This is a genomic window from Neorhizobium lilium, from assembly GCF_004053875.1.
Taxonomy (GTDB): Bacteria; Pseudomonadota; Alphaproteobacteria; order Rhizobiales; family Rhizobiaceae; genus Neorhizobium; species Neorhizobium lilii.
In genome coordinates, this window is sequence record NZ_SBIP01000001.1 from 551063 (window position 1) to 565951 (window position 14889).

The 14889-nt window shown below is 57.6% G+C and carries 10 protein-coding genes; 9 read left to right on the top strand and 1 reads right to left on the bottom strand.

Annotated elements, in window-relative coordinates:
- The first annotated feature begins 155 nt into the window (after positions 1–155).
- From EPK99_RS02500 to EPK99_RS02535, 8 genes are all read left to right on the top strand, one after another.
- Positions 156–1175 (top strand): LacI family DNA-binding transcriptional regulator, encoded by a 1020-nt coding sequence (locus EPK99_RS02500; RefSeq protein WP_128441042.1) that lies wholly within the window; start codon positions 156–158, stop codon positions 1173–1175.
- A 380-nt stretch (positions 1176–1555) separates the two neighbouring features.
- Positions 1556–2068, top strand: coding sequence for an RNA polymerase sigma factor (locus tag EPK99_RS02505; RefSeq protein ID WP_128441043.1), 513 nt, complete (start codon positions 1556–1558; stop codon positions 2066–2068).
- Between the two features lie 38 nt (positions 2069–2106).
- On the top strand, positions 2107–3051 hold the full coding sequence (locus tag EPK99_RS02510; RefSeq protein ID WP_128441044.1) for a FecR family protein: 945 nt from the start codon (positions 2107–2109) through the stop codon (positions 3049–3051).
- A 105-nt stretch (positions 3052–3156) separates the two neighbouring features.
- Complete coding sequence (locus EPK99_RS02515) at positions 3157–5622, top strand: TonB-dependent siderophore receptor (protein ID WP_245455602.1); 2466 nt, start codon at positions 3157–3159, stop codon at positions 5620–5622.
- A gap of 4 nt (positions 5623–5626) precedes the next feature.
- Entirely contained in the window at positions 5627–6514 is an 888-nt protein-coding gene (locus EPK99_RS02520; protein ID WP_164901675.1) for an ABC transporter substrate-binding protein, read from the top strand.
- A complete protein-coding gene (fhuB, locus tag EPK99_RS02525) occupies positions 6511–8490 on the top strand; it encodes a Fe(3+)-hydroxamate ABC transporter permease FhuB (RefSeq protein WP_128441045.1) in 1980 nt (659 codons plus the stop codon). Before EPK99_RS02520 ends, fhuB begins: the two co-directional genes overlap by 4 nt.
- An 18-nt stretch (positions 8491–8508) precedes the next feature.
- Positions 8509–9327, top strand: coding sequence for an ATP-binding cassette domain-containing protein (locus EPK99_RS02530; RefSeq protein ID WP_425374162.1), 819 nt, complete (start codon positions 8509–8511; stop codon positions 9325–9327).
- A gap of 467 nt (positions 9328–9794) precedes the next feature.
- A complete protein-coding gene (locus tag EPK99_RS02535) occupies positions 9795–12065 on the top strand; it encodes a methyl-accepting chemotaxis protein (protein WP_128441046.1) in 2271 nt (756 codons plus the stop codon).
- A gap of 849 nt (positions 12066–12914) precedes the next feature.
- Here the strand turns inward: EPK99_RS02535 and EPK99_RS02540 are convergent.
- The gene (locus EPK99_RS02540; protein ID WP_128441047.1) at positions 12915–13730 is read right to left on the bottom strand and encodes an oxidoreductase; all 816 of its coding nucleotides are present in this window, start codon (positions 13728–13730) and stop codon (positions 12915–12917) included.
- Between the two features lie 447 nt (positions 13731–14177).
- Between EPK99_RS02540 and EPK99_RS02545 the strand changes: the two genes are divergently transcribed.
- On the top strand, positions 14178–14819 hold the full coding sequence (locus EPK99_RS02545) for a TetR/AcrR family transcriptional regulator (RefSeq protein ID WP_128442132.1): 642 nt from the start codon (positions 14178–14180) through the stop codon (positions 14817–14819).
- Positions 14820–14889 lie beyond the last annotated feature (70 nt).

The following is a 14889-nucleotide window of genomic DNA, read 5'->3' on the forward strand; positions in this document are numbered from 1 at the left end:
AAGAGGGCAGCTCCCAACCGCCCTGACAGGAACATCGCAATTTTTGCTCACGGGAGCAAGAGGAATTTGCTCACGAGAGCAGAGATAATTTCAGCGGAGGTGAAAGTGCGCTATGTACTGTTATGAATCGATCTACTGAGGGTAGCGGAGTGTGAATGCCTGACGATAAGAAAGCTATATTTGCCAACATTACGGCCGACGACGTCGCGAACGAAGCAGGTGTTTCGCGTTGGACGGTCAACCGCGCTTTCCGCAAAGAGGCTTCTATTTCGCCAAAGAGTTTGGAAAAGGTGCGGGCTGCCGCCGAGCGTCTGGGTTACGTACCGGACCTGCGCGCCGCAAGCTTGGCATCGGACCGCTCCAATCTGGTCGCCTTGCTCATCGACGATTTTGCAAACCCACACAAGCTTGTGATGATGGAGCGGCTGACACGGATTCTTCGGCGCGAAGGCTGGGACATCCTGCTTATCAACACGCTTGACCGTAACGATGCGGGCCATGCGCTGCTGAACGCCAGCCAACGGCGCGTTGATGCCGTCATCCTGATTGGCTTACAATTCGACGACGATATGCTTGAGACAGCGCTTCATGCACGTAGGTTTCGTAAGCTCATCATCTTCGCGCGCAGCTCGCGCAATCCGGACACGATCTCAATCGCTGTCGATGACGTCGAGTCGATGAATGAGATGGCTATCTATGTGAACGAGCGCGGCTACCGTCGGCCGATGTTCCTTGCTGGGCCACGCACTTCATCGGCTCACCTGCTGCGCAAAGAAACCTTTGTCGAATATTGGCGGCAACATTTTGGCATCGAGCCGGAGACTGTCGAGGTCTCGGCCTATGATCCGGCTCTCGCCTCCGACGTCGTGGAAAACGTCCTCTCTAGCCGAAATCCGGCGATGCTGCCGGACATTCTGGTCTGCGAAAATGACTCGCTTGCTATCGGCGCCACCGATGTTATCCGTCATAAACTGGGCTTGCGTATCCCCGAGGACATTGCCATCACCGGATTTGACGACGTCCCCCAGGCGGACAACCCGAACTACAGTCTTACAACCTATCGACAGCCGCTAACCGAAATGGTGGAGTATCTTGTCGAAGTCTTGTCTAATCCCGATCAGACCAATCTAAACCGCTTGTTCACCGGTGCGCTCATCGCAAGACGTAGCGCCTAGGGACAATTCTATCTAGATTTGGCAAATTAGGGTCGCCCCATGCAACCCGCACAACCTGACCAAACCTTGGAAGGTATCGTCAAAGCCCAAAGGCGGACTTGTGGATGCGCTCGCCACAGAGGGACCATGATCAAGAGGGCCGAGCAGATCGATCAGGCCAAGCCCAATAGAGCTTCGAATTTAGCCGTGGTTTGTAATATCTGAGCTTAAAGAGCGTAAGTTCCGACGTCCACTCGCCTTGTGCCAATGCGAGCGGTTTATCACGTCATACGCCCGTACCCAGCAAGATTACCGCCTGATCAAAGCGGAGAGTTTAAACATGACAGGTTTTATCCTCTTTACTCTTGATTTCGATTGCTGGACGATGATAGCTGCGTACCATGAACAGCGCGGAACATCCGGAAATTCTCGATACCTATATGGGCGTTCGCGCGCGTCTTACGCGCGTCATCTATCGTCGAGTGCATTGCCCCGCAACGACCGCCGACCTTTTGCAGGACACCTTCTTGCGTTTTTGGGAAAGGCCCGGCCTCCTTCGCGAGGTCAAAGATTTGGCTGCATATTTCATGATCACCGGCCGCAATCTTGCTCTTGACCATGAGCGCCGCAGAAAAATCGCTCCTTTCGTAAATGGTATCGACGGGCTCGAATCCATCGCTGATCCTACGCCATCCGTAGAAGCTGCCGCGATCAGCCGTCAGGACCTCCGCCGCGTACAAGCGGCCCTCGAACAGATGCCACCACGGGCTCGACAGGTCTTTATGCTTTCACGTATCGATGGTCTCACCTATGTCGAGATTGGCGAATGCCTAGGGATTTCACCAAAGACGGTTTTCGGTCATATGGTCGTTGCACTCGAGCGTCTGCATGCGGAAATAACGGCGCAAGGTTAAGATTGCGCAGCCACCGGTACTGAGCCAAGAGGCAGTGGATGCGTGAGACTTTCCATCGAGAACGCTGTCCGAACGACGACAAGGATGTTTCGAGACAGGCGGCAGAGTGGTTCGCGCTGCTGCTCGATGACAGTGCGACCGCAAATGATCGCGCCGAATTCAGAAGTTGGCTTGAGCGCAGTCCAGACCATGTCGCGACCTATTCCGAATTGGAGCGTTTGTGGCTTGGCGCTTCAGCATTGCCAGAAGTTTTGCCAAACGCATTTTTGAAGCGCCGAAAGCTACTCAAGTCCGGTGGAGCCCTGGCGATCCTTGCGGCGGCCGGAGCCGGTTCAGCAATCTATCTGTGGCCGGCAGCCGCGGATTATCGAACCGGGGTCGGAGAGACGGCTCGCATCACTCTCCCAGACGGATCGATTGCCGAGCTGTCGACCGCCAGCGCGATTTCGCTGATGTTCACCACTGGCCAGCGGCAGGTCATCTTGCAGCAAGGCGAGGCTTTCTTCACGGTAGCACCCGATGCCAGCCGCCCATTCGTCGTGGGTTGCCGGCAGCTCAACAGCACCGCGCTTGGAACTCAGTTCTCCGTGGGCATACATGAGGAGGGCATCGTCGTCGCGGTGGCACAGCATACGGTCAGGGTCTCTTCGCCAAGCCAGGAGCAGGCCGTCAGCGAAGGGCAGTCCGTGCTCTTCGCCAATGACCGCCTGTCGGCACCGGCGCAGACGGATGTCGGCACGCAGCTCTCATGGCGTGATGGAAAGCTGGTGTTCATTTCGACCCCGTTTGAGGAGGTCGTTGCGACACTTGCGAAATGGCAGCGGGGAAAATTGATCGTCATGGATAAAGCCCTTGCCCGGCGACCCGTCAGCATCATCGTCGATGTGCGTCGGGCAGGTCGAATACTGGAAAATCTGGAGCATGGCCTGCCCATCCGCATTGCCAGCTACTCGCCTTGGCTGACCTTGATCTATCCGCAATAAAAATCTTGAAAACCGACCGAGGTTTTTTCCAGGCTTTAGCGTCCCCTTGTTGAGAAGCCCGAAAATGCTCGGGCAGTAACGCGTTCGCAGGGGGCAAAATAAGTGGTGCAGAAAAATCAAATCGGCGGCAGTCGTGTTCGTTTGTTTCGCAGGACGCTGCTGGCTGCATGCGTCGGCTTCATGCCGATCCTCATACCCGTTGCAGCCGACGCCCAAGGTGCCAAGAGCTACGAGTTCGCAATCTCCGGCCAGTCCCTTTCGGCCGCGCTGGTCCGGTTTTCGTCCGTAACCGGCATCGATGTCGCATTCGATGGCTCTCTCCCGCCCAACCTGCGCACGACCGGACTCAGCGGCAATCTCGCCGCCGAAGCGGCGCTGACGCGGCTTCTCGCCGGCACCGGCCTGACCTATCGCTTCACGACCGCGACCACCGTGCTCCTGATCAACCCGCAGGCAGCCTCTACCGCTGGCGCAACAGATAGCGCTACATCCCTGCAGCCGATCATTTTGCGGGGTGAGCAGGCGCGTGGGCCGGTGGAAGGATTCGTCGCGACGCAGAGCGCCACCGGCACCAAAACGGACACCTCGCTGAAGAACACTCCACAGGCCGTCAACGTCGTCACCAAAGACCAGATGGCTGCGCAGGGATCTGCGACCCTGACGCAAGCATTCCGTTACACGCCGGGCGTCATCAGCCAATATGGTGATGATTCTCGCTACGACTGGTTCACGATCCGCGGCTTCCGCCCGGGTCGATATCTCGATGGCCTCCGTCTGCCCTTTGGAGCTCGCGGATACGCCCAGCCACGTGTCGAACCCTTCAGCCTTGAGCGGGCCGAAGTGCTCAAAGGTCCCGCGTCGGTTCTTTATGGCCAGGGAGATCCCGGCGGCCTGATCAACATGGTGTCGAAGCGGCCAAACGCGACGGCCCAGAACGAAGTCGAAATGCAGTTCGGCACCGATCACCGCACTCAGACGGCGTTCGACCTCAGCGGCGCCGTCAATGACGACGAAAGCTTGCTCTACCGCATCGTCGGCGTCGGTCGCCTGACCGACACGCAGTATGACTTTGTGCGGGAAAAAAAGGCTTATATCGCGCCATCCCTAACCTTCAAACCGGATGAAGGAACATCACTAACGCTCTATGGCAGCTATCAGCGGCTCGACTCCCCCGGAGGCGGCGGGGCGCCGGCGCTTCCCGCCAATGGAACGCTCTATACCGGTATCTATCCGGAATTGCCGCGCAGCAGTTTCCCAGGTGAGCCGGGATACGACCATTACAAGAGCGACCAGGCTTCCGTCGGCTATGAGTTCGAACACGAACTCAATGACACCTGGACTGTCCGGCAAAACCTTCGCTATTCCTATGTCAGCACCGACACCCAGCGCGTCCAGCCCTATTGCCCGACAGCCTGCAATCCTGCAGCCTTCTATCGTTACGCTTGGGCGTTCCCCGAAAGCGCGCGTGCGGTGACGGTCGACAACCAAGCCGTTGGGCACTTCTCGACCGGAGACTTGGCGCATACCACGTTATTCGGTCTCGATTATTCCTATGAGAGCAGCCGCTACGAGGAATCTGCGCTGTCTCCGATATTCACGCCGTTCAACGGACTGGACCCCGTCTACGGCGCGACACCAATCAGCCGGCCGCCGATTGCCACCCGAATCGATCAGGATCGCAGCCAGGTTGGGCTTTATGCCCAGGACCAGGTGGAATGGGATGACTTCGTATTCTCGCTCGGTGGTCGTTACGACTGGGCAAACACCGACACCCGAACCCGCACCAGCGCCGCCGACAACAAGGTCGATCAGCAGGATGGAAAATTCACCTGGCGGGCGGGTCTCGTCTACAATTTCGACAACGGAATTTCACCATATGCCGGATATTCTACCTCGTTCAATCCCGCCAGCGGCACCGATCGCGCCGGCAATGCCTTCGACCCGACCACCGGCGAACAGTTCGAAGTCGGAGTAAAATATCAGCCTGAGGGCAGCAACAGCTTCATCACTCTCTCGGCCTATCATCTGACGCAGGACAATGTTCTGTCGCCGGACCCGGACAATACGAATTTCAACGTCCAGACCGGCCAGGTCAGGATGCGGGGTGTCGAACTGGAGGGTAAGGCAGAGATCACCGACGCCTTCTCCCTCCTGGCATCCTATGCCTATACGGATAGCGAGATCACCAGAGCCAACCCCAATGCGGCAGGAGTAACCAATCAGGGCAACCGCTTTGCCTTCGTACCGCGCCATCAGGCATCGCTATGGCTGGACTATGCGCTGCAGACTTCGACGGCGTGGGACGGCCTGAGCTTCGGCGGCGGTGCCCGCTATACCGGGCAGACATATGGAGACAATGCAAACCTTTTCGACGTCCCTGCCTATACCGTCTTCGATGCCGCAATCCGCTACGATTTTGGCAAGGCCAACCCCAAGCTGGAGGGGCTGAAAGCGTCGCTCAATGTAAGCAACCTGTTCGATAAGAAGTATGTCTCGACATGCATCGCAGCCACTGGGTGCTATTGGGGCGAGGGCAGAAGCGTGTATGCGACCCTCAAATACAGCTGGTAAGGCAATGCCCCGCCTGACCCACCACATCAACGACCACCGGCTCACGCGGCGGCAATTTGCTGCCGCGTTGGCCTCCATTTTCCTGCCTGTGCCTGCCACAGCGGAACCGGAAAATCCCAGGATTGCCGTGTTGGACTGGGGGTGGGCGGAAAGCCTCCTCGCTGTGGAGCTTCGGCCTCTCGCTGTGGCCGAGGCGCCACTTTATCGCGACCGCGTCGTTGTACCGGCGCTCCCCGAGGGGACCATAGACCTCGGCTTAAGATCGTGGCCGAACATGGAATTGCTCAGAGCTCTAAAGCCTGATCTGATACTGTCGCAAGCCGGCTACGGTGTATCTCCTGAACGTCTCATTGAGATCGCCCCTACCCTTGCCTTGCCACTTTACAGCGGCGCGCGACAGCCACTACAGGCAGCTGAAAATGCGCTCAAGGAAATCGCGGCTCGCACCGGCCGGGACGAGATTGTAAAGCGCTATCTGGATAACTCCAGTAGCCGGCTGGACGCCATAGCGCGCGACGCCAGGAATTATGACGGGCGTCCCCTGCTCATCATCAAGTTCACCGACGACAGGCTTGTCGATGTCTACGGCGCAGGCGGCCTGTTCGACGATGTCCTGAAGCGTATCGGCATCGCCAACGCATGGGATGGCCCAACCAATAACTGGGGATTTGCGACGACCGGGTTGGAAGCGGTCGCCCGCTATCCGGAGGCACGGCTGATCATCATCGAGCCCGGCCCACCCGGGTCCTTCCTGCAAAGCGCCCTGTGGCAAGCGTTACCGGCTGTGCGCCACGGCCGAGTCTCCATGATCCCGCCCACCTGGGTCTTTGGAGCGTTCCCATCCGCAATGCGGTTTGCTGAAATACTGCGTCGAGGTCTCGGTATCGCATGAGCATCCGTCTGATGACGCCGCCGCGAATTTGCGCCCTGATCGCGCTTATGGCGATCGCACTTTACGCTGTCGCCATTGGTGACCGCGTGCCGTTTTCCGACGTCCCGCGCACGCTGTGGCAACCGAATCCGGCGTCCTTCGATCAGATCTATGTCCACTTCTCGTTGCTACCCCGCATCCTCGTCGCCCTTCTGGCAGGTGGTGCCCTCGCCTTTGCGGGCGCGATATTCCAGCAACTCCTGAAGAACCCATTGGCAGAACCATCGACGCTCGGCATTCTCTCCGGCGCGCAGTTGGCGATCACCCTTCTCTCCCTGTCCGCAGTCACGGTTACCGTGGGGCAACGGGAGATTGCTGGACTGGCGGGCGGGCTCGCCGCGGTAACGATTGTTGCAGGTCTGGCAAAGAAATCAAACTTCGCGCCAATGACGCTGCTCCTTTGCGGAATGGTCATCAGTTTCTCGGCGGGCTCGGCATCCGTCATCCTGGCGCTGTTTCACCACGAATATCTGCGAGGCGTCTTCATCTGGGGTAGCGGCTCACTCATTCAGAACGACTATTCCAATGCAATTGCGCTGGCATCGCGCATGATCGTTTTGATCCCGCTGCTACTGCTTTTCTATCGGCCGCTGACCATCATCAGCCTCGATGAAGCCCATGCCCGCGGTCTCGGACTTTCTCCAGCCGGATTGCGCGCTGCGGTTCTGTTCATTTCCACCCTCCTGTCAGCAACTGTCGTCGCCCGCGTCGGCGTGATCGCTTTCGTCGGCCTTGCCGCCACCAGTCTCGCACGAATGGCCGGCGCTCGCACACTTCGCCAGCGATTGCTGTGGGGAACCCTCCTCGGTTCCGCTCTTCTCTTGCTTGCCGACGGTCTGGTTCTCGTCGGTGCTCCTGTCATCGGAGAGGTGCCGACAGGCACAGTAACGGCAATCGCCGGCGCTCTCCTGATGCTCGTGCTCATCAAGAACGTGCCGCACTCTATCGACCACGCAAACACTGACGTTCTGGCCTACGGGACCAGCCCGGTGGGGGGCCGGCATGTGTTGGCAGGCTGCCTGGTCATCGCCATTGCAATTGCAGGCTTTTCACTGACGGAGCAGCTCACCGTCAGTGGCGTCGACCCCTCGGTGCTGTTCGCGGGCCGGTGGCCGCGGGTCCTGACCTCGGCAAGCGCGGGCGCAATGCTGGCGATCGCGGGTGCCGTCACTCAGGCCGTGACGCGCAATCCGATGGCAAGTCCGGAGGGGCTGGGCATCAGTGGCGGAGCGGGACTCGGGATCATTGCAGCGTTCTTCGCCGGCGGAATGGTATCGCCGTTGCTGCCCCTAGCCGGCGGCATTTCCGGTGCCGTCATTGCTTTCGCCATCATCCTGATTGTTGCACGAGGGAAAAGCTACGCGCCTGGACCGGTTCTTCTCTCGGGCATAGCGATAAGTGCCCTTGCGACCGCGATGATCTCGCTCATTGTCGCAAGTGGCGATCCACGCGCAAGTTATATTCTGGCATGGACGATGGGCCCGACGTTCCGCGCAACCAGCATAGTCGCGATCATCGCGACTATGCTGGTCTTGATCGGGCTGGCGATCTCGCCCCTCTTCCGCCGCTCGCTTGAAGTCCTGCCCCTCGGCGACAGTACGGCACTCTCTCTCGGGATTGATCCGGCTCGGACCCGGATGATGCTGTTGCTGTTCGCTGCCTCCCTAACAGGCGTCGCGACGATGATCGTAGGCCCCTTGAGCTTCGTCGGCATGATGGCGCCGCACATTGCGCGAGTTGCCGGCTCACGCCGCCCGGCCAGCCTCCCTCTCACCGCAGCCGCGATCGGCGCAACGCTGATGATCGCATCCGACTGGTTGGGCCGGGCTGCCGATTTCCCCTATGAGATACCTGCGGGTGTCATCGCAGCCTTTATCGGGGGACCGTACTTTCTTTGGGTGATCCGCTCGCAGGGAAGATACGCCTCCAGATCGTAACAATAAAAGGTAATCGCCTTGCCCCAAATTCTCGAAGCCACCGGAACGCAAACGATCTCAGACGCATCCCTATTCACGCTGGAACAAGCTACTGTCTCTGCCGGAGCCCGCATCCTGCTCCAGCCACTGACGATAGCCCTCCCTGCCCGGCGAATTATCGGTCTGATCGGGCATAATGGCTCGGGCAAGTCGACATTAATCAAGCTCCTTGCCCGCCAGCAACCTCTCACCGGCGGCACGATCTCATTCGACGGCAAGGGACTGGACGAATGGCGCAGCCGACCATTCGCCCGCAAGGTCGCCTATCTCCCCCAGCAAACACCAAACACAGCCGGCATGCTCGTGAGTGAACTCGTGGCGCTTGGGCGCTATCCATGGCACGGCGCACTCGGTCGGTTTGGGTTGCAGGACAACCGCATGGTCGAAGAGGCGATGGAGCTGACCGACGTCACAAGCTATCGGGATCGTCTCGTCGAGACACTGTCGGGCGGGGAGCGGCAGCGCGTCTGGCTTGCAATGTTGGTCGCGCAGAACGCTGATTGGCTTCTCCTCGACGAGCCGACATCAGCCCTGGATATCGCCCATCAGGTCGAGGTCTTGTCTCTCGTTCGCCGCCTCACCGAGGAACGCGGGCTCGGGGTTGTCGTCGTTCTACACGATGTTAACATGGCGGCACGCTTCTGCGACGAAATCCTTGCCCTTCACTCCGGAATGCTGATTGCCCGAGGCACGCCTGAGGACATCGTAACGCCTAATCAACTGCAAGCGATATATGGGACGCGAATGGGCGTTATGCGGCATCCCGACACCGGTCATCCAGTGAGCTATGTCAGGTAAGGACGTTCCTGAGCTCGTGAAGGGATCTGATCCGACTTCTTGGCCGAGGCCGCTTGTTCTCATTCCAAAGGCTGAACGCAGAACCGCGACGTCCGCCAGGTGGACGTGACGTGTCGCTTGATAACTACCCGAAGGCGAAGCGGAGTTGACAGCGTTTAAACGATATCGCTACCAAGCAGCCGACTGAACGCCGGCGGCTACCTTCACCGGGAATTGGATGCCGTAACAGAAAAATCGGCGAAATGGCGATCGAAATTCATCATGAAGGAGAGCGGTTGAATTCCAATCTCAGTCAGGTCGTCCAGTAGCGCGAAAGGCTTGCCTTCTTCTTTTTTCAAATAAACTGCAAATTAACAAGCCTTCGCTAACCTTTAGGAGACTGAAGCCAGTAAAATCGCCTTGGTGAGGGGTATGGAGGCCAAGGCGATCCTTTTTGTCGCCACCTCCACTATAGGGGGCATTTCCGCATGTTTTTTAAATCGGCAACAAGCCGTAATATTTTTGCGATCGCAGCATCAGGTGTGGTGGCAACAGTCGCCGCCTCAGGTGTTCTGTTCTGTCTCGCGTACCAAAATATTAAGCAGTCAAGCCTGGACCAGATGCGCGAAATCGCCGCCTTAAATGCACTTGAGCAAGAAAAGACAATGGGTGTCGCCATGGGGATCGTCAACGGACTGGAGACGACCTTGGCGACGATCAAGGAAAACGGGTCGGCTGATCGCCGCGAAACCGATCTCATTCTTAAGAACCTGCTGCGCGACAACCCAATCGCACTCGGCGTCTGGACGGGCTGGGAGCCCAACGCGTTCGACGGTAAAGACAGGGATTTTGTCGGTGCTGAGGGGCATGACGCCACCGGGCGCTATGTGCCTTATTGGGTGCGAAGCGGAGACAGCATCGAGCATACACCGCTTGTTGACTACACGGTGAGCGGTGCGGGAGACTATTATCAGCAACCGTTCACGCAAAAAAAATCAGTTGTGATTGAGCCTTACGTCTACGAGGTGAATGGCAAACAGGTGCTGATGACCTCCGTTGCAAAACCGGTAATCGTCAACGGGCAAGCGCTCGGCGTCGCCGGATTGGATATCTCGCTCGATGTGGCGAACAAGACAATTTCCGCAGTCCATCCGATGGAGACAGGCTATTTAAGCCTCATCACCGGCGCCGGCAACATCATCAGCCATCCTGATACGCAGCTTGTGGGAAAAAACATCAAGGATGGCGGCGCGGCAACGGGCAACTGGAACCTTCTAATTCAAAAACCCGGTGAAGCGCTCGAAACGACCATTGCCAATGGCGACAAGGTATTTTTGACTGCCTACCCGGTAAAGCTGACTGACGATCTTAACTGGTACGCAGTCGTTGCCGTTCCAAAGGCTACCGTCTTTGCTCGACTATATGCCATGGCGTGGAGTGCTGCGGCCGTCACCGGACTATCCGCTTTGCTGCTGGGGGTTTGCGGATGGCTGATCGCTCGCGGCTTCATCAAGCGCGTCACGAATGTGATCGCCGAAACGGATCTCATTGCCAACGGTCGGCTAAACGTCGAACTCAAGGACCGGGACCGGAAGGACGAGCTGGGCGATATGTCGCGCTCGCTTGCCGTTCTCCTTGAAAGCAATCGTCAGAAGGTTCGGCTGGAGGAAGAGGCAACGGCGGCCCGTGCCGCGCAAGAAACCGAGCGCGTCGAACGTTCTCGCATCACGTCCGCACAGGAAGAACAGGTAAAATTCGCGGTAGGCGAGTTGGCGTCGGGCTTGGTCAAACTTTCCGAAGGCGACATGACCGTCCGCTTGAACCATCCCTTCACGGCCGCGCTTGATGAGATCCGTACAAACTTCAACCATTCGGTTGAAAAGCTCCAGGCAGCCATGGTCTCCTTCTCGGACAACGCGGCTGCAATCCAAGCTGGTGCCGAAGAAATCAAATCGGCTGCAGACGACCTTGCACGCCGTACCGAACAGCAGGCAGCCAGTGTCGAGGAGACAGCCGCTGCGCTCGAAGAGATCACCACGTCGGTCAAGGATTCGACGTCACGCGCCGAGGAAGCCAGTTCTCTTGTGGCCAGGACAAAGGATAATGCCGAACGTTCGGGTGAAGTCGTTCGCCAGGCGGTCGCAGCGATGGGCAGCATCGAACAATCGTCACAATCAATTTCCAACATCATCGGGGTCATCGATGAAATTGCATTCCAGACCAATCTGCTGGCACTGAATGCAGGCGTCGAGGCGGCGCGCGCCGGCGATGCGGGAAAGGGATTTGCGGTCGTCGCACAGGAGGTTCGCGAACTGGCGCAACGCTCGGCTGCCGCTGCCAAAGAAATCAAGACCCTGATCACGACATCGGGCGATCAGGTGAAACACGGCGTCAACCTTGTCGGCAAGACTGGCGAAGCGCTGCAGGGCATCGTCGCGGAGGTGAAGCAGGTCGACGTCAACGTCAAGGCAATTGCTCACGCTGCGCGCGAACAATCGATAGGCCTCCAGGAAATCAACACCGCTGTGAACCAGATGGATCAGGTTACGCAACAGAATGCAGCCATGGTCGAGGAATCCAGCGCTGCTTCGCACATGCTGGTTACCGAAGTGACCTCGTTGTCGGATCGTCTGGGCCAGTTCGAACTCGGAAATGGGAACGGCGGCTCGATGCATCCATCGAATGTACAAGTCCTTCGCCGTTCTACCACAAGTTCCAAAGTGGTAACTGCGGTGAGGAAGTCGCAGATTCGGTATTAGCGTGCTGAACCAGCGCAGACGGGTTGGCTTCCGAAGTAGCCCGCCCTGAACCTGAGGGCAGAATTCCCGCCGATCACAAGCGTCTGAAGGGCGATGATGTGGATCGCGTCCGGTAGGGTAGATGGGGTCGGTCCACCAAAGCCATCGACGTCAACGATCGGAAGATTCGCCTGCTCGCTGATTCGAATCACTGAGGGTAAGGCTGGACCGGAGCGCGAACACCATCTTGCCCGCCCTCTTGGAACACACCGACAGACTGGAAGGCCCTCAAGGCGCATCTTGATCCGAACCTGTTGCGCATCTGCCTGCAAGCAAGCCGGCCTGCGCAAGCACGAACGCCCCGCCCCAGATTGCACGATCCGCGTTCCAGCTGCATTGGCCCCGAGAACCCGTCCTTGAAACTTCACGGTGAACAGGTGACACGTTTCCACGACAACCTTCATCTGAAGCGGTCGCCAAAGATCTCCAACGTAATGGATTATCACGACCGATGAACTGTCACCGGGATTTACCGCGCCGTTCTACGCTCCTGCCAACTCTTCTGAGGCTCAAACAGATCTTCAGCGTGATCGCATGGAGCCAACACGGTATAGATTCTGTCGTCTATTCTTCGTGTGATGAAGCAGCGGCGGCTCTGAATGTGAGGAAATTCCTCGTAGAAGGCGAGTGCTTAGCCGACTTTTGATGGCGAATATGCCCTTTGCCTACAAGCGATGATTTGGACAGTATTTCTAGAATCGCTGAAAATTCACCGGCCGTATGGATTCGTGTAAATCCCCATGCCTTCGTTATCGTCTCTTGAAATGCGCGGAAAGCCCTCTTCATCACGAAGTAAGGGAGTCGTCGACGTCAGACTGGCAACCCGAGTTGCTTTCGCAAGCTCTTGTCGAACGCGAATGCGGGGACGAAACGGCGCAGGAAACTGACCTGGCGCGCCATTTTTCCGGCTGCATAGCGCCTCTTCGGAGCGGGATCAGTCGCAGCCGTCAAGACAACCTCGGCGACCACTTCGGGTGCGTCGCCTTTTTCCATCGCTTTCCCCACGACTACCGTCATGCCCGCGCGCGCAGAGTCATAGATCTCAAGCAGCTGATCCGGCTTCGCGAGATTGTCTTCGAATGACGTACGGGTATAGGCGGGCTCCACCAACGAAACGCGAATGCCGAACGGCCGCAGTTCGTGGTCAAGCGACTCAGAATAGCCCTCGATTGCATGTTTGGTCGACGAGTAAAGCGCGAAATAGGGAGCGGGGATGAATCCTTGCACCGAACTCAAATTGATAATTCTGCCCTTCCCCTGGCGTCGCATTGCCGGCAACACCGCGTTGGTAACGCGAAAAACGCCAAAGACGTTCACGTCGAACAGCGCTTGGGCTTGGGCGATCGAAGACTCTTCCGCGCCACCAAGCAGACCCATGCCAGCATTGTTGATAAGCAGGTCGATGCGACCGGCCGCGGCCAGCACGTCTTCAACAAGTTTCGCCACGGACGCGTCGTCGGTCACGTCGCAGGTCAGCATGGTAATGCCATCGCTCTTCTGGGCGACGGCACGACGGCTGGTGCCGAATACACGAAAGCCGGCCTTTTGGAGCGCCTTGGCCGTTGCGTATCCTATGCCGGTGGATGCCCCTGTTACCAGGGCGACGCCGAGATTGGTATTGTTCATGGATCACTTTCTTTCTTTGTGTGGGATACTTTGAAAATATCCGTTGCCTAGGCGGGAAGCCTCAATTGTCAGGACTCGAGGCTACACCCCGTGCCGCCAGCCACGATCCCGGTCACTTCCTTTAGAGTTCATTCGAAATCTATGCAATGGGTAGATAGCGAACACAATCTAAAAGATCGAGGTATCGATAAAAGCGTAGGTGCATCGCGGCCGACCGAGCAACTTGCAAACCCAGCATTGCAAGGAAGTGGACGCCGATCGTCGTCGTACGGAAGTCGTAGCGTGCAACGGTCGCTTTCTTGGCGAATGTGGCGAGGTGCCGTGATCCGCAGACCTACCCGAGCGGCAGGCACACTGCTATCGTCAACGGGCCGGACACAATTGGGCTCGGTGAGCCGCTTCCTCAACACTTCAGGCGATCTGGGCCGCCAGGATGACGACACTGTGATGACAGTTATGCTCAAGAAAACTAGACGGAAAGACCCAAGCCGGACTCAGGAGAATATCCTGGATGTCGCGACGGAAGAATTCGCCAGAAATGGCTTGGCAGGGGGTCGGATTGATCAGATCGCTGCCCTCACGCAGACTTCGAAACGCATGATCTACTACTACTTTGGGAGCAAGGAAGGACTTTACCTTGCCGTGTTGGAAAGAGCTTACCGTAAAATACGGTCTGTGGAGGCAGACTTGCAGCTTGGCGCCCTAGCACCCGACGTAGCGCTTACCGTGCTGATTTCATCCACTTTCGACCATGACGAAGCCAATCCTGTTTTCGTACGGCTGGTTAGCATCGAAAACATCCACTACGCCGCACATATGATGCGATCTGAAGTCATTCGGGACTTGAATATCTCTGTGATCGAAGTGCTCGACGACATCCTCATGCGCGGCCTGAAAAGTGGAATCTTCAAGCGCGAAGTCGAGGCTATCGACCTTCACATGTTGATCAGCGCGTTCTGCTTTTTCCGCGTCTCTAACAGGCATACATTCGGCACGATTTACCGGCTTGATCTTTCCGCGAAGGACATTGTTGGCCGGCATAAAACCATGATTTCCGATGTAGTTCTCAGTTATCTGAAAACAGCCTGATGTTCTGATGCCGACGCCCTGGAAGACAGCCGTCCAACATAAAGGCCACTCAAACGATCCAGCGTCAGCA